This is a genomic window from Lentzea sp. NPDC003310, assembly GCF_040610935.1.
GTDB lineage: Bacteria > Actinomycetota > Actinomycetes > Mycobacteriales > Pseudonocardiaceae > Lentzea.
On the sequence record NZ_JBEXNC010000014.1, the window covers coordinates 158,411 to 176,626 of the forward strand.

Below are 18,216 nucleotides of genomic sequence, written 5' to 3' on the forward strand. Positions count from 1 at the left end.
GCAGGATGTCCGCCGTGCGTCGTTCCCGGGCACTGCTGCTGCCGGTCTTCTTGCTGCTCACCTTGTTCTCGTTGAGCGGTTGCGTTCGCGTCTACGCCGCCATGGCCGTCTCGGACGACGACCGCATCTCCGGCGAGATCGTCGCGGCCACCCCGCCGACGCAGGACAACGACCCCGGTCCGCAGCTCAAGGTGCCGGAGGAGCTCGCGAGCCGCGTCACCACCAAGCCGTACCGGGTGGAGTCCTACGCCGGCACGCAGCTGTTCTTCAACGGCCTGACGTTCGACGAGATGCGGACGCTCTCGACGTCCACGAGCTCGTCGAACAGCCGCTACAGCCTCAACTTCCGCCGGTCGGGTGATCTTGTCACGCTCTCGGGGTCGGTGGACCTGACCCAGGTGCCCGTCGAACGCGCGGACATCCAGGTCAAGGTCAGCTTCCCCGGCAAGATCGTGAACACCAACGGCCGCGAGGAGGAGAACAACACGATCGCGTGGTCTCCGAAACCCGGTCAGGCCTCGATGCTGCAGGCCACCGTGCAGTACGCGGGCGAGAACTCCCAGTCCTTCTTCGGCTGGGCACTGCTCGTCGCCGGGCTCACGGGCGGGGCCGCGCTGATCGTCGTCGTGCTCGCGCTCATCGCCCACAAGCGCAACGTCACGCTCTAGGCGCGCGTCACCAAACCCAGGCGCCCCAACACTTCCCGCGTCGCCTTCGCCCTGTTCATCGTGTAGAAGTGCAGCGCGGGAACGCCTTCGTCGAGCAGCCGCTGGCACATCTCGGTGGCGATGTCGATACCCGTGGCCCGGAACCCCGCCACGTCGTCCGCGTACGGCTCCAGCCGGCGCGACACGTCGAGCGGCAGGTCGGCACCCGACAGCTCCACGATCTTGGCCAGGCCGCGCGGCGACAGCATCGGCATGATGCCGGGCAGGATCGCGGCGGTGCAGCCCGCGGCCGCCACCCGGTCGCGCATCCGCAGGAACGGCTCCGGCGCGTGGAACAGCTGCGCCACCGCGTAGTCCGCGCCCGCGTCGAGCTTGCGCAGCAGGTACTTCAGGTCGGTGTCGAGGTCGCCGGAGCGCGGGTGCCCGTACGGGAACGCCGCCACGCCCACGCAGAAGTCGCCGAGCTCGCGGACCAGCCGCACCAGCTCGTCGGCGTAGTTGAGGCCCTCGGGGTGCGCGACCCACTCGCCCATCGGGTCGCCGGGAGGGTCGCCGCGCAGCGCGAGGATGTTGCGCACACCGATCGCCGCGTACCAGCCGATGACGTTGCGCAGCTCCGCCACGGAGTGCTCGACGGCGGTGAGGTGGGCGACGGGCAGCAGCGTCGTCTCCTGCGCGATGCGACCGGTGGCGCGGATCGTGCGGTCGCGGCGCGAGCCGCCCGCTCCGTAGGTGATGGACACGAACGCCGGGTCGAGGCCCTCCAGCTCGCGGACGGCCCTCCAGAGGATCTTCTCGTCCTCCGCGTCTCGCGGCGGGAGGAACTCCACCGAGAACTTGGGGGACTCCCCCTGGAGCCGTTCCACCACCGACGTCATGGGGCCAACCCTAGTGGGTCTTCCGCTGGGTGGGACACCAGCTCACCATGTGGTACGCCGCCCCGACATGCGCGTGGCCCGGGACACAGCGGACCATGGTGGGGTGTCCCACCACCAGATCGACGTCGCCCTGCCCCAGCACGTCGAGCACGCGCTGACCACGTATCTGGCCTCCCGCCGCGCGTCCGGCGAGGCGATGGACCCGAGCTTCGCGAGCGCCGTCGACGCGCTCTCCGACTTCGTGCTGGGCGGGGGCAAGCGCATCCGCCCGACCTACGCGTGGTGGGGCTGGCGCGCGGCTGGGGGCGACCCCGACGGCGAGCTGGCTGGCGAGGTGCTCATGGCGGTCAGCTCGCTGGAACTGATCCAGGCGTGCGCGCTGATCCACGACGACCTGATGGACGCCTCGTCGGTGCGCCGGGGCAAGCCGACCGTGCACGTCGCGTTCGGCGCGCGGCACCGCGAGCAGGGCTGGCTCGGCTCGTCGGAGCGCTTCGGCATGTCGGCGGCGGTGCTGATCGGCGACGTCGCGCTGGCGTGGGCCGACGACATGCTCTTCGCCGCCGGGCTGCCGTCCGATGTGCTGCGCCGGATGAGCGAGCCGTGGCGGGACATGCGCACCGAGATGCTCGCGGGCCAGTACCTCGACGTGCTGACGCAGGCCACGGGCGACTCGTCCCCCGACGCCGCGCTGCGCATCGACCGGCTCAAGACGGCCGCGTACACCGTCGAACGACCGCTGCACATGGGCGCCGCGATGGCGGGCGGCTCCCCCGAGCTGATCGACGGCCTGCGGGCGTTCGGCGCCAACATCGGCGTCGCGTTCCAGCTGCGCGACGACCTGCTGGGCGTGTTCGGCGACCCCGAGGTCACCGGCAAGCCCGCGGGCGACGACCTCGCCGAGGGCAAGCGCACTCTGCTCGTCGCCCTGGGCACCCAGTTCGGCGCCGACGTGCTGGACACCGCCCTGGGCCGGCCCGACCTCGACCTGGACACCGTCGAGGAGGTGCGGCGCGCGCTGGTCAAGGTCGGCGCCGTCGACGCCGTCGAGGAGCGCATCGAGGACCTGACGAAGAGCGCGCTCGCCGCCCTCGACGCCGCCCCCGTGGCCGAACCGGCCGCGACCAAGCTCGCCGACCTCGCGATCAGCTCCACGAAGCGGGCCTTCTGAAGTCGATCACCCGCCGCCGTTCCTGAGAGTTGATTAACTCCTCGTGACCGTGTGGGCCGTTGCCTGCTGACGCTTCCGCGCGTTGTGCAACGATGTTCGGGCGATGGCAGCAACTCCGTCCCTCCCCCGCACGAGCTCCGAGGCGTCTCCACAGGAGCTTCGACCAGTCGTGCGCGCGAACACCTACGCCATCCCCATCCGCACGACCATGCTCGGCCTGCTGGGCGTGGCGCTGATCGCGCTCGGGGGCATGGGTGCCGGCGCGATCCTCGAGCGCGACCCGCTGCTCGCCCAGGTCGGGCTGAGCTGGCTGCGCTACGGCCACGGCCGCGACCTCGCGAGCATGGTCCTGTACCTCGGGCTGGGCCTCGTCATCTGGGCGTGGATCCGGCTCGGCCGCCTCGTGCGGTGGGGCGAGATCGGCGACTTCGCGGTGCTGGTCGCGGTCACGGTCTGGACGTTGCCGCTGCTCTTCGCGCCGCCGCTGTTCAGCAAGGACATCTACAGCTACCTGGCCCAGGGCCAGCTCGCGCTGAGCGGGTACGACCCGTACACGGTCGGGCCCGCGGTCCTGCAGAGCACGCTGTCGGAGAACGTCAGCTGGGTGTGGCAGCACACGCCGGCGCCGTACGGGCCGTTGTTCATCCTGATCGCGAAGGCGATCGTGTGGATCACGGACGCGAGCGTCATCCTCGGCGTCGTCGCCATGCGGTTCTCCCTCGCGGGCGGCCTGGTGCTGCTGTGCTGGTCGCTGCCGGGCCTGAGCAGGCACCTGGGCGGCAAGTCGGCGATCGCGCTGTGGCTGGTCGCGGCGAACCCGCTGGTGCTCATCCACCTGATCGGCGGCGCGCACAACGACCTGCTGATGGTCGGGCTGATGGCGGCCGGCGTGCTGCTGGTGCTCGACCGCAGGCACGTGCTCGGGTTCGTGCTGCTCGCCCTCGCGTTCTCGGTGAAGGCGACGGCGGTCGTGATCGCCCCGTTCCTCGTGTGGATCTGGGCGGCGCGGCTCGACGGCGACAAGAAGGCCCAGTTCCGCAAGGCGCTGCTGCCGGCCCTCGCCGCGTTCCTCGGCACGTTCGCCGTGTGCACGGTGATCGCCGGGGTGAACCTCGGCTGGATCCCGGCTCTGCGCAGCTCGTCGATGATCATCAACTGGCTGTCGCTGCCGAGCGCGGTCGGCGACTTCGTGCGCATGGTCGTGAACTGGTTCGTCTACGTCGACGGCGGCATCTTCATCGGCGTGGCGCGCGCGCTGGGCTCCGTGGTGCTGATCTGGATCGCGTACACGCAGTGGTGGGCGGCCCGCGACGGCGAGGTGCGCGACGCGATCCGGCGTGGCGCGCTGACGATGCTGGCCGTGGCGCTGCTGTCGCCCGCGACGCTGCCCTGGTACTTCAGCTGGCCGCTGGCCCTGGCCGCCGGGTTCGCCTGGAGCACGGCCGGCCTGGTCACGATGACGATCGCGTCGCTGTTCCTGCTGCTGGTCACGTTCCCGAACGGCGACACGGCGCTCTACTCGTGGGGCTACCTGTTCTTCGCGCTGGCGGTGTCGGTGCTCGCCGCGCGGTCGCTGGTGAAGCCGGACCCGTTCGGCCTGTCCACGCGCTACGAATGAGCCCCGCGACAGAGGGCCTGGCGGCGGACTACGCGGCCTGCCGCCGGGTGAACGCGCGGTACGGCAAGACGTTCTTCCTGGCCACGACGTTGCTGAGCCCTGCGCAGCGTCCGGCGGTGCACGCCCTGTACGCGTTCGCGCGCTGGGCCGACGAGATCGTCGACGCGGCCGGGGTCGCCGACCGCGCGGGCGAGTTGGACCGCCTGGAGCGCCTCCTCGAGAAGGAGCCGTCGAACCCGGTGCTGCGCGCGCTCGCGGACACGACGCACCGCTACGACATCGACCGGCAGCTGTTCACGGACTTCCTCGCGTCGATGCGGATGGACCTCGACGTGACCGAGTACGCGGACCTCGACGCGCTCGGCGTGTACGTGCACGGCTCGGCGGAGGTCATCGGGCTGCAGATGCTTCCGGTGCTCGGCACCGTCGTGCCGCGCGAGGAGGCCGCGCCGTACGCCGCGCGCCTCGGGGTGGCTTTCCAGCTCACGAACTTCCTGCGCGACGTCGGCGAGGACCTCGACCGCGGGCGGGTCTATCTGCCGTTAGACGTTCTAACCGCGCACGGCGTTGACCGCGAGCTTTTGCAATGGTGTCGGTTGCGGTCGCGCGCAAACGTCCGGGTGCAAAGGGCGCTCGACGATCTCGTCGCGCACACCTACGAGGTCTACCGGTCGGCGGAGCCGGGCATCGACATGTTGTCGGTCGCGTCGCGCCCCTGTGTGCGCACTGCATACAGGCTGTATAGCGACATCCTCGGGCTCGTCGGCTGCGAGGTGTTGTGGCGGCGAGTGGCCGTGCCGAACTCGCGGCGACTGGCCGTGGCGGTGCCCGGTGCCGCGCAGGCGCTCATGGCGCGGGCGCTGCAGAGGTGAGCACCGGCTTAGTCGCGCACGCAGGTTCCGGGCGTCTCCCATCAGCGGAGACGCCCGGAACGGCCGCGGCCTGTGGTCTAGAAGCCCATGGACTGCGCGCGGCGCTTTACCTCACGCCCACGGTCACCGCGCAATGCTTCGATCGGAGTGCCAGGGAGGCTTTCGTCCTCCGTGAAGAGCCAGCGCAGGATCTCGTCCGTGGAGAAGCCCTGGTCGCGCAGCACCGTGATGGTGCCGGGCAGACCCTTCACCACACCTCCGGCAGCGAGGAACGCTTCGGGGATGACGAGAACGCCGGACCGCCGCTCGGCGAGCAGTTGCCCGTCGCGCAGCAGTTGGTGGACCCGGGTGACCGGAAGCCCCATCCGTTCGGCGACCTCGGGGAGGGGAAGAACCTCCAGGTCGGCAGCCAGTACATCCGCAGCGGCAGGAATCGCACTCACGGGGGTCACAATGCCATAACCGAACTGGGAACGCCCTTCCGCCAACCGGGTCATCCTGAGCTTTACCATCTCGCACTGTGGAGAGGTCGGTTTCGAACGTGATGGGTGGACTGCTGGAGCAGCGCTACCGGGTGGACTCCGTGCTCGCGCGCGGTGGCATGTCCACCGTCTATCGAGGTCGTGACACCCGCCTCGATCGCGATGTCGCCATCAAGGTGATGGATCCGCACCTGACGGCGGACCCCTCGTTCGTGCTGCGCTTCGAGCGCGAGGCGCGCGCCGCGGCCCAGCTGCATCACCCGGCCGTGGTGTCCGTGCACGACCAGGGCGTCGACGGTGACCAGGTGTACCTGGTGATGGAGCTGATCGACGGCGGCAACCTCCGTGACCTGCTCAACCAGCGCGGCAAGCTCGCTCCCGCCGTCGCGTTGAGCATTCTCGGGCCGGTGCTGTCGGCGCTGGGCGCGGCCCACCGCGCCGGGCTCGTGCACCGCGACGTGAAGCCGGAGAACGTGCTGATCGGGCCGGGTGGCCAGGTCAAGGTGGCGGACTTCGGGCTGGCCAGGGCTATCGGCGAGAACGGCGTCACGAGCGACAGCGAGATCCTGGGCACGGTTGCCTACCTGTCCCCCGAACAGGTGGAGACGGGCTCGGCGGACGCGCGCAGTGACGTCTACTCGGCCGGCATCGTGCTCTACGAGATGCTGGCGGGTCAGGCGCCCTACCGCGGCGAGACGGCGATCTCGGTGGCGTACCAGCACGTGAACTCGGACGTCCCGTCGATCCCGGAGATCCCGCTCGCGCTCGACACGCTGGTGCGCAAGGCGACGCGACGCGACCCGGTGCTGCGGCCGGCGAACGCCGAGGCGTTCCTCGCCGAGCTGGAGCGCGTGGGCACGGAGCTGGGCCTCACGCCGCAGCCGGTGCCCGTGCCCGGTTCGCTGCCCGAGAACGACCGGACCGTCGTGATGCGGCCGGTGCCCGTCGCGGTCGGCGCCACTCCCCCCTCGGCGGCCGAGGCGACCCGTCCGGTCGTGCCCAAGCCCCCGATCAACTCGGCGATGACGACGGTCCACACCGCCGGCCCGCCGACGCCTCCTCCCGGCATCCCGGCCTCGGCGACGCGCACGATGCAGCGGCCCGAGCAGCCGCGCCGCCGTCCCGCGCAGAAGCGGAAGACGCAGGCGGAGAAGCTCGAGGAGGAGCGCAAGCGCCGCAAGAAGCTCTACACGATCTGGGGCTCCGTCGCCGGTGTCGTCGTGGTCCTCGTCGGCGTGTTCATCTGGTACGTCGGCGCGAACCGCTACACGGAGATGCCGTCGGTCGCCGGTCAGTCCGAGCAGAACGCGCAGCTGCTGCTGTCGAAGGCCGACCTGACGGGCCTGGTCGAGAAGGTGCCGTCCAACGACGTCCCGAACGGCACCGTCATCAGCTCCGACCCCGGTCCCGGTGCGGAGCTGCGCAAGAACGACCAGGTCAAGCTTGTCGTGTCGCGCGGCAGGCCGGTGGTGCCGTTCATCACCGCCGGTGCCGAGGAGGCCGCCGCGGTCAAGGAGATCCAGGCAGCGGGCCTGAAGACGGTCAAGGACGCCGCCAAGGACGCGTTCCACGACACCGTGCCGATCGGCAGGGTCGTCGGTCTCGACCCGCGTCCCGGCACGGCGCTCGCCATCGACGCCCCGGTGACGCTCATCCTGAGCAAGGGACCGCCGCCGCGCCTGCCCGTGCCGAACGTGACGGGCAAGACGAAGGACGAGGCGTTCGCGGAGCTGCAGCGCGCGGGCCTGGAGGCGGTCGACGCGGGTGGCGACGACGGCCCGGAGAACAACGGGTCGCGCGTGGTCCGCACGGATCCCCCGGCGGGCACGGTGCTCGACCCGACGCAGAACAAGCGCGTCACGTTGTTCTACGAGAACAACCGCGAGGTCGAGGTGCCCGACGTCGCACGCCAGAAGGTGCGCGACGCGAAGGAGGCGCTCGAGAGGCTCGGCCTGAAGGTCAAGGTCGAGTTCAACAAGAGCGGGAACGCGACGGTGGTGAACCAGTCGATCCAGCCGGGCCAGCGGGTGCGGCGCGGTACCGAGATCACGATCGTCGGTCTCTGATCAGCACAAAGCGAAGGGCCCCGCGTTCTCGACGCGGGGCCCTTCGTTCTTCAGCTCGTCTTCAGGAAACTACGACCGCAGCATCTCGGCCACGAGGAACGCGAGCTCGAGCGACTGCTGCGTGTTCAGGCGCGGGTCGCACGCCGTCTCGTAGCGGCCGGCCAGGTCGTCGTCCGAGATCTCCTGGGCGCCGCCGAGGCACTCGGTGACGTCCTCGCCCGTGAGCTCGATGTGGATGCCGCCGGGGTGCGTGCCGAGCCGGCGGTGCACCTCGAAGAAGCCCTGGACCTCGTCGACGATGCGGTCGAAGTGGCGGGTCTTGTAGCCGGTCGACGACTCGTGCGTGTTGCCGTGCATCGGGTCGCACTGCCAGATGACCTTGTGGCCGCTGGCCTCGACCTTCTCGACGATGGCGGGCAGCACGTCGCGCACCTTCTGGTTGCCCATGCGCGAGATGAGCGTCAGGCGGCCGGGGCGGTTGTGCGGGTCGAGGCGCTCGACGTACTCGACGGCCATCTCGGGCGTCGTCGTCGGACCGATCTTGAGACCGATCGGGTTCGCCAGCATCTCGGCGAACGCGATGTGCGCGCCGTCGAGCTGACGGGTGCGCTCACCGATCCACACGAAGTGCGACGACAGGTCGTAGAGCTTCGGCTCGTCGCCGGTCGTGTCGAGGCGGAGCAGCGCGCGCTCGTAGTCGAGGAGCAGCGCCTCGTGCGACGCGAAGATCTCCGTGCCGTGCAGCGACTGGTCGTTCACGCCGCAGGCCGACATGAACTTGAGGCCGCGGTCGATCTCGCCGGCCAGGGCCTCGTAGCGCTCGCCCGCGGGCGAGGTGCGCACGAAGTCGCGGTTCCAGTCGTGCACGCGGTGCAGGTCGGCGAGACCGGCGCCGGTGAGCGCCCGCAGCAGGTTCATGGCCGCACCCGCGTTGGCGTAGGCGCGGATCATGCGGCCGGGGTCGGCGACGCGGGCCTCCGGCGTCGCCACGAGGGAGTTGATGATGTCGCCGCGGTAGGACGGCAGACCGAGAGCGTCGATGCCCGACGAACGCGGCTTGGCGTACTGGCCGGCGATGCGGCCGACCTTCACCACCGGGAGACTCGCGCCGTAGGTCAGCACCACGGCCATCTGCAGCAGGGTCCGGATGTTCGCGCGGATGTGCGGCTCGGTGTTGTCAGCGAACGTCTCCGCGCAGTCACCGCCCTGCAGGAGAAATGCCTCACCGTTCGCGACCTGCGCCAGTTGCGTGTGCAGCCGGTCGATCTCGGCGGGCACGGTGATCGGCGGCACGCTCTCGAGCACGGTCCGCACGCGACGCACCTGTTCGGCGTCGGGCCAGTCGGGCTGCTGGGCGGCCGGGCGCGACAGGGCGTCGTCCAGGCGCTTGCGCATCTCGGGAGGCAGCGGCGGAAGCTCGGGAAGCGTGTCGATGGGCACGTCCACGGTCCAGTTCACGCTGCTCATCCTAGTTGTCCCACACTGAGAGACCGGGCCGGGCCTGTCAGCGCTCCCAGGGCCGTCATCCGGCGTAGCGCTTGTTACCTCCGGCAGAGTGAAGTCTGTTACTTGTCAACTATCGCCCTCTGCCCTATTGAGATGCCGCATTGCATGATGTGGGCCATGAACGCCACCCGTTTGGATGACAGCACCGCGACCCGGCTGCTGGGCATCGCGGTCGACAACATCCAACGCGACCACCCGGTGCACTGGACGCACGTCATCGACGGCGACCACCGGCTCGTGCCGCAACGGGTGCTGCACCCCGTGTTCGCGGGGTCGTTCGACTGGCACTCGTGCGTGCACCAGACGTGGCTCGCCGTGCGTCTGCTGCGGCTGCGCCCCTCTCTCGCGGGCGCGGACACGGCCCGCAACGCCCTCGACAAGCTCATCACCCCCGACAACTGCGCCACCGAGGCCGCGTTCTTCGCCTCCCCGGCCGGCCGCCACTGGGAGCGGCCGTACGGCTGGGCGTGGCTGCTGCTGCTCGACGCCGAGCTGCGCACCTCGGACCTGCCGTGGTCGGTGGCGGCGATCGGGGACGTGCTGCGCGACCGCTGGCTGGAGTGGATCTCGGCGGCGCGCCTGCCGATGCGCACCGGCACGCACACCAACACGGCGTTCGCGACGGGCCTGGTGTTCGACGCCGCCGTCGCGACCGGCGACACCGAACTGGCCACCGCGTGCGCCGAGGCGGCGCTGCGCTGGCACCGGGGCGAGGCCGGGTACGGCGGCTTCGAGCCGGACGCCGCGGACTTCCTGTCGCCGGCCCTGACGACGGCCGACCTGATGCGCCGCGCGCTGCCCGCTTCGGCGTTCGCGGAGTGGCTCGACGCGTACCTGCCCGAGCTCGAGTCGGAGCGGTGGCGGGAGCTGCGCGAGCCGTTCCCCGTCGACGACCCCAGCGACCCCTACGGCTCGCACCTGGCCGGGCTCGCGCTGTCGCGCGCGTGGAACTGGGAGGCGATCGCGGACGCCCTGCCGGAGGGGCACCGGTACTCGGCGCTCGCCCGGACGGCGTCGGTGGCGCACCGGGAGGCCGGGTGGACGTACGTGTTCGGTGGGCACGGGTACATGGCCGACCACTGGCTCGGGACGTTCGGCGCGTACCTCGACGTGAAGGCGTTCTGACCCCGTCCGCCGGATGCAAAATACGTTTGCGGACGACGGAAAACACTCGTTGCAAAGGTGTTCGGGCAGGTCAGGTCACTGCTGCTGAGAAATGGCGCGAATGGGTTGAAGGGTGGACCCAGCCGCCGGACGACAGGGACGCGCGGCGGTGGCGGGTGGGTCTGACGACCGGACTCAGCGTCCGACAGCAAGGCAGACGTGGCGGTGCCGGGCGAGTCGGAAGGCCGGACTCACGCGCCCGACTACAACGTCGCGCGGCGGTGACGGCCGTGTCGGAAGGCCGGACTCACCCGCCCGACGACAGCGTCGCGCGGCGGATCAGGGTCAGTGCGATGCCCGTCGCCGCCGCGTGCACCGACGTCGCGTGCGCCCGCGGGTCGAACCGGGTGACCGGGCCGGCGACGCTGACCGCCGCCACCACCTCCCCCTCGTGCCCGAGCACCGGCGACGCCACGCACGCGAGCCCGACGCGGGACTCCTCGAACTCGTACGCCACGCCCGTCTGCCGGATCGTCGCGAGTTGGCGGCGGAGCATGCCGGGCGTGACGACGGTGCGCGGAGTCCGCCGGGTCAGGGGCGCGGACAGCACCGAGGTCCGCACCGACGGCACGGCGTGCGCGAGGAGGGCCTTGCCGATCGCCGTCGCGTGCAGCGGCATGCGGCCGCCCAGGCGGGACGGCGAGGACGCCTGGCGGTGGCCGCCGATCTTGGCCGCGTAGACGACCTCGTGGCCCTCCAGGATGCCCAGGTGGACGGTCTCGTGGGTGCGTTCGTAGAGGTCCTCGAGGTACGGCGTGGACACCTCGACCAGGCGGCGTTCCACCGAGGCGCGCATGCCCAGCTGGAACAGATGGCCGCCCAGGCGGTAGCCGCGCGTGCCGCGGTCGAGCAGGCGGGCCTCGGCCAGGTCGCCCAGGAGGCGGTGCAGCGTCGCCTTCGGCAGGGCCGTGCGGCGGCCCAGTTCCGCGAAGCCGAGTTCGTCGTCGTCGGCTCCGAAGGCGTTCAGCACCGACATCACCTTGCCCAGCAGGGTGTTCGGCACCTCGGTCATCACTCGATCGTGCCACCGAGTTCCGGTCAGCGGAACTCCGGAGTCACCGGTGAGGCCGGGGCACCGCCACGATGGGCGGCATGAGCGAAGTCCGAACTGCAGCGGAGCGCCTCGCGACGGCGGCGCGCGAGAAGGTCGCGTGTGCGCCTGTCCGCGATCTCATCGGCGAGGCCGAGGCCTACGCGGTCCAGCAGCACACCATCGCCGCCCGCGTCGCGGACGGTGCCCGGCCGGTCGGGCGCAAGATCGGGCTCACCTCCACGGCGGTGCGCCAGCAGCTCGGGGTGGACCAGCCGGACTTCGGGGTGCTGCTCGACGACATGGCGTTCGCGGACGGCGACGTGCTGCCCACGCACCGGTTGTTGCAGCCGCGCGCCGAGGCCGAGGTGGCGTTCGTGCTGGAGGCCGACCTCGTCGAGGGGCCGTTCGACGAGGCGGCGGTCGCGGCGGCGGTCGGACGGGTGCACGCGTCGCTGGAGATCGTGGACAGCCGCATCGCGGGCTGGGACATCACGTTCGCCGACACCGTCGCGGACAACGCCTCGGCGGGGCTCTACGTGCTCGGCGCCGACGCGAAGACGCTCGCGGAGGTCACGCCCAAGGAGGTGGCGGTGGTGCTCACCGTCAACGGCGTGGAGCGGTCGGCCGGCGCCGGCGTGGACTGCATGGGTGACCCGCTGACCGCCCTCGCCTGGCTCGCCACCACCGCGGCCGGGCTGGGCGCCCCGTTGCGGGCCGGGGACGTCGTGCTCAGCGGCGCGCTGGGTCCCGTCGTCCCCGTGCAGGCGGGCGACGTGGTCGAAGCGACGTTCACCGGCCTCGGGACGGTGCGGGCGTCGTTCGGGAAGGAGGAGTCGTGAAGGTCGCGGTCATCGGATCGGGCAACATCGGCACCGACCTCGTCATCAAGGTGCTCAAGCGGTCCGCCGCGCTCGAGGTGGCGGCGCTCGTCGGTATCGACCCCGAGTCGGACGGCCTCGCCAAGGCGCGGAAGCTCGGCGTCCACACGATCGCGGACGGCATCGACGGGCTCGTCGCCATGCCGGGGTTCGCGGACGTCGAGATCGTCTTCGACGCCACGTCGGCCGGCGCGCACGCGAAGCACGCCGAGGTCCTCGCGGCGCACGGCAAGAAGGTCATCGACCTCACCCCCGCGGCGATCGGGCCGATGGTGGTGCCGACGGTCAACCTCGACGAGCACCTGAACGCGCCCAACGTCAACATGGTCACCTGCGGCGGCCAGGCCACGATCCCGGTCGTCGCAGCGATCACCGCGGTCACCCCGGTGCCGTACGCGGAGATCGTCGCGTCGATCTCCTCGCGCAGCGCCGGTCCCGGCACGCGGGCGAACATCGACGAGTTCACCGAGACGACCTCGCGGGCCATCGCGGACGTGGGCGGGGCGGGCAGGGGCAAGGCCGTCATCGTGCTCAACCCGGCCGACCCGCCGATCACCATGCGCGACACGGTGTTCGCGCTCGTCCACGCGCCGGATTCGCAGACGCGGCAACGGATTCGCGAGTCCGTCGAGCACGTGGTCGCGCAGGTCGCCGCGTACGTGCCGGGCTACCGGCTCAAGCAGCAGGTCCAGATCGACTCGGTGGACCAGCCGGGCACGCTCACCGAGGAACCGGTGACGCACCAGGTCACCGTGCTGCTGGAGGTCGAGGGCGCGGCCGACCACCTGCCCGCCTACGCGGGCAACCTCGACATCATGACCAGCGCCGCGGTGCGGGTCGCGGAGACGATGGCGAAGGCGGTCGCGCGCGCATGAAGCTCTACCTCCAGGACGTGACCCTCAGGGACGGCATGCACGCCCTGCGGCACCGCATCGACCCGACGAAGGTCACCGAGATCGCCAGGGCGCTCGACCAGGCCGGGGTCGACGCCGTCGAGGTCTCGCACGGTGACGGCCTCAGCGGCGGCTCGCTCGTCTACGGACCCGGCAGCCACACCGACTGGGAGTGGATCGAGGCGGCCGCCGAAGGCCTCACGCAGGCCAAGCTCACGACGTTGCTGCTGCCGGGCATCGGCACGCTGCACGACCTGAAGCGCGCTCACGGCCTTGGCGTGCAGTCGGTCCGCATCGCCACGCATTGCACCGAGGCCGACATCTCGGCCCAACACATCGCCGGCGCGCGTGCGCTCGGCATGGACGTGTCCGGGTTCCTGATGATGAGCCACCTCGCGGAACCACAAGAGCTCGCACGGCAGGCGAAGCTGATGGAGTCCTACGGCGCGCACTGCGTCTACGTCACGGACTCCGGCGGCCGGCTGCTGCCGAACGACGTCCGCGACCGCATCCGTGCCTACAAGGACGTCCTCGACGAGCGAACCGAAATAGGCATTCACGCCCATGAGAACCTCTCACTGGCGGTGGCGAACTCCATCGCCGCTGTTGAGGAGGGTGCGCTCCGGGTCGACGCGTCGCTGGCGGGGCTCGGCGCCGGGGCGGGCAACTGCCCCATCGAGCCGTTCGTCGCCGTCGCGAACCTCCAGGGCTGGCAGCACGGCGCCGACCTGTTCGGCCTCCAGGACGCCGCCGACGACCTGGTGCGGCCGCTCATGGACCGGCCCGTGCGTGTCGACCGCGAGAGCCTCACCCTCGGCTACGCGGGCGTCTACGGTTCGTTCCTGCGCCACGCCGACACGGCCGCCCAACGCACGGGCGCCGACGTCCGCGCTCTCCTGCTGGAGGCGGGACGCCGGCGCCTGGTGGGCGGTCAGGAGGACATGCTCACCGACATCGCCCTGGACCTCACGCGCTAGCAGTCACCCGACGGGGAAAGTGGTTCCGATGCCCATGCCGGTGATCCACTCCGGCACGGGCTCGTAGCTCGTCCACACGAGCGGCAGGCCGACGGCGACCTGCCCGATCAGCCAGCAGCGGATCTCGTGCCCGCCGCTGCCGGCGTGGTCCTCCAGGGCCTCGTGCCCGAGCGCGGCGACCTCCCCGGCCGACCCCGCCACCAGCCGGTCGAGGAACCACTCGTCCCACGAGGCGTTCACGCGCGCCTCCGGGTTGCCGCCCATCGCCCGCACCCGGGGCTCGCGCGCGGCGGCGAACTCCTTCGCGTAGGCGCGGCCCCGGATCAGCGACTCGCGCCGCTCCCCCACCACCGAGGGATCACGCGGGTCGTTGGACGGCAGCCAGTGCGACAGCCCGCCGGACGCGACCACGAGCACCCGTCCGGGGAACTCCGACGACCGCAGCGCGGCTCCCAGCGCCCGCCCCATCTCCACGCACCGGTCGAGCGACGGCAGCGGCGGCGCCGCCGTGTTCACCACCAGCGGCACCAGCGGGAGCGTCGTCCCGCCGGTGATCATCTCGTAGCTCTGCACGATGCCGTGGTCGACGGTCAGCGAGTACGACAGCGACACGTCGAACCCCGCGTCCGCGAGGCCGCCGTGCGCCGACCAGGCCAGCGTCCGCTCGACCGGCAGCGGTCCGGAGCTGCTGCCGAAGTCGCCGAACCCCACCGCCTCCTCGACGCCGAGCACGAACGGCGGCATCACGTCGTAGAAGTTGGCGTGGAAGTGGTCCGGCCCGATGACGACGATCGCGTCCGGTTCCAGGCGCTCGACGGTCCGGCGCACGCGGTCCGCGTCACGCAGGAACACCGCGCCGGGACCGGCGCCGTCCGGCGGCAGCAGCGTCGCGAACGGGCTGTGCGACATGCCCGCGAATCCGATGATCTCGGCCATCAGGACGGGTCCTTTCCGTGCAGCAACCAGGTCCGGTGCGCGTCGAGGAACTCGGAGACCTTCTCCCACTGCGGCCAGTGGCCGGCGTCGTCGATGACGTGCAGCCGCGCGTCCGGCAGCCAGCCGAGCAGCATGTCGGCCTCGTCGAGGCCGCCGGTCGGGTCGTGGCTGGTCCACAGCAGCAACGTCGGCGCCGCGACCTTCCCGACCCACGCCGGGTCCCACGCGAAGTCCTTGCGCACCACGGGGTCCTGCAGCACGAGCGTGTTGGTGATCGCCTGCACGAACCCCGGCCGCGAGTACACCTGGCGGCGCAGGTTCACCAGCTCGTCGGTGACCATCTCCTTGTGGTGGAACAGGAACTCCACCCGCCGCCGCACGGTCTCCTCGCTAGGGTCGGTCACCGCGGCCATCGTGGAGTCCCGCATGCGTTGCATGACCTCGGGCTTGTTCGCGATGTTGCCCGGCGTGTTCAGCACGAGCCGGTCGACGCGGCCGGGGAAGTGCGCGGCGACCCACGCGACCACCCAGCCGCCGAGCGACTCACCGGACAGGTGCGCCTTCTCGACGCCCAGCGCGTCCAGCAGTCCCACGAGGTGCTCGGACAGCACGTCGATCGTGTACGGGAGGTCGGGCAGGTCCGACCAGCCGTGGCCGATCATGTCGTACGCGGTGACGTGGAAGTCCTCCGCCAGCCCCGCGATGTCGCGCGCGTAGGCCTCCAGGTGGCCGCCGGTGCCGTGCAGCAGCACGAGTTCCGGTCCGGAGCCGGCCTGCAGGACCCTGGTCCGGACGGTGTGGCCGCGCACCGGGACGTCGACGTGCCGCACCTGGTGGTCCACGTGCGACAGTTCGCCCCAGATGCTGACGTGCTCGGGAATCACTGATCCTCCCCAGATGGGTTGTCGAAACGGGCGCGGGCCTCGTCGAAGGTCGCGAGGCCGGCGCTCTGCCTGCGGGCGAGCCCGAAGAGGGCCAGCAGCCGGGAGTTCTCGATCGTCAGGAACTCGACCGGGTGCTCGGACGAGTCGTTGTAGTGGCGGTGCCAGGTCCACGGCGGCGTGTAGACGAACGAGCCGGTCGTCCACGTGACGGTCTCGTACACCTCGGCGTCGGCGAGCTGGATCTCGCTGTGCCCCTCGCCGGAGATCACGAAGTGCACGGTCTCGTGGTAGTGCCGCTGCATGTCCGAGCTCTCGCCCGCCGGGATCACCTGGCGGAACAGCTCGAACGTCGACGTCGGCAGCTTCCCCGCGATCCGCAGCGTCGTCGGGTTCGGCACCGCGCGCGCGGGGATCGTCTCCAGCTCGTCGTCGTGCACGACCAGCGGCCGCGCGCCGTCGGGCCGGACCGCGTGCGTGAGCGCCCCGAGGAAGTCGGTCATGGCGAAGTCGGGTCCTGAGGTGGCCAACGCGGTAGTCCCTTTCAGACGGAGAACTCGGTGCGGCCGCCGTCGACGGTCAGCACGGTGCCGTTGACGTACGAAGCCTGCGGTGAAGCCAAAAACGCTACTGCGGCGGCGATCTCGGCCGGGTCCGCCGCGCGCAGGGCGGGGATGTCGGCCATGTCCCGGGCGGCGGCGGTGTCGAAGTCCACGCCGGCCGCCTCCGCCCTGCGCGCCAGGACCTCCCTGCGGCGCGGGGTCAGCGTCGCGCCCGGCGCCACGCAGTTGACCGTGACGCCGTCCGCCGCGAACCGCCGCGACGCGAGCTTCATCGCCGACGTCACGGCGGCGCGCAGCACCGTCGACGACGCCAGCCCGGGTTGCGGCTGCCGCACGGCGGTCGACGTGATCGCGACGACCCGGCCGAAGCCCCGCCGGGCCATGGCCGGCAACGCCTCCCGCAGCAGTGCGAGCGGCCCCAGCAGCAGCAGATCGAGGTCGCGGTGCCACTGGGCGTCCGTCACGTCGAAGAGCTCGCCCGGCGACGGCCCGCCCGCGTTCACGACCAGCACGTCGAGCGAGCCGAACCGCCCGGTGACGTCGCCGACGACCGCGGCGGCCTCGGCCGGGTCGGCGAGGTCGCACACGACGTGGTCGGCGTCGAACGCGGCGGCGGTCTCCTTCAGCGTCGCCTCGGTGCGTCCGGCCAGCACGACGCGGTGCCCGCTCCCGACGAGCGCCGCGGCCGTCGCCGCCCCGATTCCGCCGGCGCCGCCGCCGACGAGCGCGACCCGCGTGGTGTTTGCGTCCATGAGCTCCTACAGTCGCCGTGTGCGAATGGTTGACCAAGGATGAGTCCCAGTCACCGGGACTCGCAGGCAGGCGAGCCGAGCGGTTCACTCGAACGCGCGGCGGCGATCCTGGACGCGTTCGACGTGACGCACCGCGAGCTCGGCCTCGCCGAACTGGTGCGCAGGTCCGGGCTCCCGCGCTCCACGGTGCACCGCACGGCGGGACGGATGATCGAGCTGGGCTGGCTCGACAAACCGGGCGACCGCTACCGGATCAGCACCGGCCTGTTCAAGCTCTCCGGCCTCGTGCCCGTGCGCCACGAGCTGCGCGAAGCCGTGCTGCCGTTCCTCCAGGACCTCTACGCCGCCGCCCGCGTCACGGTGCAGCTCGGTGTCCTCGACGGCACCCGCGTGCTGGTCGTCGACAAGATCACCGGGCACCGGCCGATGCCGATGCTCGACCAGGTCGGTGGCGTGATCCCGGCGCACTGCTCGGGTCTGGGCCGCGCCATGCTCGCCTACTCCGAGCCGTCCACTGTGGACGCCGTGATCGCCGCCGGCCTGGAGCGCCGCACTCCGCGCACGATCACCAGCCCGACCACGCTGCGCCGCGAGCTGGCCGCGATCCCCGACCGGGGCTGGGCCTACGACCGCGAGGAGGGCATCGTCGGCATCAGCTGCATCGCCGCACCCATCTTCAGCGCTGGTGGCGGGGTTGCCGCGGCCTTGTCGGTGACCGGGCCGAGCGCGGCGGTGCGCCCGGACCGGATCGGCCCGGCGGTTCGGATGGCGGCCGCGGCGGCCACCCGCGCCTACTCGACGCGGCGCTGGGAGTCCCACTAGCCGGGACTCCTGGTTGGTCGGCGACTCCGGCGCGCTCCACAGTGTGGACCGTCACA

General features: G+C 71.3%; 18 protein-coding genes. 10 read left to right on the forward strand and 8 right to left on the reverse strand.

All coding sequences use genetic code 11. From position 1 onward, the window contains the following. The first annotated feature begins 14 nt into the window (after positions 1–14). Positions 15–668, forward strand: a complete 654-nt coding sequence (locus ABZX02_RS28420) for a DUF3153 domain-containing protein (RefSeq protein ID WP_355302412.1) — start codon at positions 15–17, stop codon at positions 666–668. Here ABZX02_RS28420 and metF read toward each other — a convergent pair. Then, positions 665–1,546: a methylenetetrahydrofolate reductase [NAD(P)H] gene (gene metF, locus ABZX02_RS28425; RefSeq protein ID WP_355302414.1), complete on the reverse strand. Its 882-nt coding sequence runs from the start codon at positions 1,544–1,546 to the stop codon at positions 665–667. The two genes, ABZX02_RS28420 and metF, sit on opposite strands and share 4 nt — an antisense overlap. A gap of 103 nt (positions 1,547–1,649) precedes the next feature. On the opposite strand from metF, the gene ABZX02_RS28430 reads away from it, so the two are divergent. The 3 genes from ABZX02_RS28430 (at position 1,650) to ABZX02_RS28440 (ending at position 5,207) form a co-directional block, all read left to right on the forward strand. Continuing rightward, positions 1,650–2,717, forward strand: a complete 1,068-nt coding sequence (locus ABZX02_RS28430) for a polyprenyl synthetase family protein (protein ID WP_355302416.1) — start codon at positions 1,650–1,652, stop codon at positions 2,715–2,717. Positions 2,718–2,886: 169 nt separating this feature from the next. Beyond that, on the forward strand, positions 2,887–4,335 hold the full coding sequence (gene mptB, locus ABZX02_RS28435) for a polyprenol phosphomannose-dependent alpha 1,6 mannosyltransferase MptB (protein WP_355302417.1): 1,449 nt from the start codon (positions 2,887–2,889) through the stop codon (positions 4,333–4,335). Beyond that, complete coding sequence (locus tag ABZX02_RS28440; RefSeq protein WP_355302419.1) at positions 4,332–5,207, forward strand: phytoene/squalene synthase family protein; 876 nt, start codon at positions 4,332–4,334, stop codon at positions 5,205–5,207. Before mptB ends, ABZX02_RS28440 begins: the two co-directional genes overlap by 4 nt. A gap of 77 nt (positions 5,208–5,284) precedes the next feature. On the opposite strand, the gene ABZX02_RS28445 is transcribed toward ABZX02_RS28440, so the two are convergent. Continuing rightward, entirely contained in the window at positions 5,285–5,650 is a 366-nt protein-coding gene (locus ABZX02_RS28445; RefSeq protein WP_355302421.1) for an Rv2175c family DNA-binding protein, read from the reverse strand. Positions 5,651–5,727: 77 nt separating this feature from the next. On the opposite strand from ABZX02_RS28445, the gene pknB reads away from it, so the two are divergent. Then, positions 5,728–7,755, forward strand: coding sequence for a Stk1 family PASTA domain-containing Ser/Thr kinase (gene pknB / locus ABZX02_RS28450; RefSeq protein ID WP_355302422.1), 2,028 nt, complete (start codon positions 5,728–5,730; stop codon positions 7,753–7,755). A 69-nt stretch (positions 7,756–7,824) separates the two neighbouring features. On the opposite strand, the gene ABZX02_RS28455 is transcribed toward pknB, so the two are convergent. Continuing rightward, complete coding sequence (locus tag ABZX02_RS28455) at positions 7,825–9,213, reverse strand: class II 3-deoxy-7-phosphoheptulonate synthase (protein ID WP_355302423.1); 1,389 nt, start codon at positions 9,211–9,213, stop codon at positions 7,825–7,827. A 165-nt stretch (positions 9,214–9,378) separates the two neighbouring features. Here ABZX02_RS28455 and ABZX02_RS28460 point away from each other — a divergent pair, with 165 nt between their 5' ends. Further along, the gene (locus ABZX02_RS28460) at positions 9,379–10,386 is read left to right on the forward strand and encodes a DUF2891 domain-containing protein (protein ID WP_355302425.1); all 1,008 of its coding nucleotides are present in this window, start codon (positions 9,379–9,381) and stop codon (positions 10,384–10,386) included. Positions 10,387–10,672: 286 nt separating this feature from the next. Here ABZX02_RS28460 and ABZX02_RS28465 read toward each other — a convergent pair whose 3' ends face one another. Next, complete coding sequence (locus tag ABZX02_RS28465) at positions 10,673–11,437, reverse strand: IclR family transcriptional regulator (RefSeq protein WP_355302427.1); 765 nt, start codon at positions 11,435–11,437, stop codon at positions 10,673–10,675. Positions 11,438–11,517: 80 nt separating this feature from the next. Here ABZX02_RS28465 and ABZX02_RS28470 point away from each other — a divergent pair, with 80 nt between their 5' ends. From ABZX02_RS28470 to dmpG, 3 genes are read left to right on the forward strand one after another with little or no spacing between them, the layout of a single operon-like run. After that, complete coding sequence (locus ABZX02_RS28470) at positions 11,518–12,297, forward strand: fumarylacetoacetate hydrolase family protein (RefSeq protein WP_355302429.1); 780 nt, start codon at positions 11,518–11,520, stop codon at positions 12,295–12,297. Then, positions 12,294–13,211 carry an acetaldehyde dehydrogenase (acetylating) gene (locus tag ABZX02_RS28475; protein ID WP_355302431.1) on the forward strand — a complete coding sequence of 306 codons (918 nt, stop codon included), beginning with the start codon at positions 12,294–12,296 and terminating at the stop codon, positions 13,209–13,211. The genes ABZX02_RS28470 and ABZX02_RS28475 overlap by 4 nt, the downstream gene beginning before the upstream one ends. Further along, positions 13,208–14,206 carry a 4-hydroxy-2-oxovalerate aldolase gene (dmpG, locus tag ABZX02_RS28480; RefSeq protein WP_355302433.1) on the forward strand — a complete coding sequence of 333 codons (999 nt, stop codon included), beginning with the start codon at positions 13,208–13,210 and terminating at the stop codon, positions 14,204–14,206. The genes ABZX02_RS28475 and dmpG overlap by 4 nt, the downstream gene beginning before the upstream one ends. Positions 14,207–14,209: 3 nt before the next feature. Here the strand turns inward: dmpG and ABZX02_RS28485 are convergent, their stop codons facing one another. Genes ABZX02_RS28485 through ABZX02_RS28500 form a run of 4 tightly spaced genes read right to left on the reverse strand, consistent with a single transcriptional unit; the run spans position 14,210 to position 17,338 of the window. Then, positions 14,210–15,142 (reverse strand): 2,3-dihydroxyphenylpropionate 1,2-dioxygenase, encoded by a 933-nt coding sequence (locus ABZX02_RS28485; RefSeq protein WP_355302435.1) that lies wholly within the window; start codon positions 15,140–15,142, stop codon positions 14,210–14,212. After that, a complete protein-coding gene (locus tag ABZX02_RS28490; protein WP_355302436.1) occupies positions 15,142–16,026 on the reverse strand; it encodes an alpha/beta fold hydrolase in 885 nt (294 codons plus the stop codon). Before ABZX02_RS28490 ends, ABZX02_RS28485 begins: the two co-directional genes overlap by 1 nt. Beyond that, positions 16,023–16,553 carry a cupin domain-containing protein gene (locus ABZX02_RS28495; protein ID WP_355302438.1) on the reverse strand — a complete coding sequence of 177 codons (531 nt, stop codon included), beginning with the start codon at positions 16,551–16,553 and terminating at the stop codon, positions 16,023–16,025. Before ABZX02_RS28495 ends, ABZX02_RS28490 begins: the two co-directional genes overlap by 4 nt. 14 nt (positions 16,554–16,567) lie before the next feature. After that, complete coding sequence (locus ABZX02_RS28500) at positions 16,568–17,338, reverse strand: SDR family oxidoreductase (protein ID WP_355302440.1); 771 nt, start codon at positions 17,336–17,338, stop codon at positions 16,568–16,570. A gap of 39 nt (positions 17,339–17,377) precedes the next feature. On the opposite strand from ABZX02_RS28500, the gene ABZX02_RS28505 reads away from it, so the two are divergent. After that, positions 17,378–18,160: an IclR family transcriptional regulator gene (locus ABZX02_RS28505; RefSeq protein ID WP_355302441.1), complete on the forward strand. Its 783-nt coding sequence runs from the start codon at positions 17,378–17,380 to the stop codon at positions 18,158–18,160. Positions 18,161–18,216: the final 56 nt, after the last annotated feature.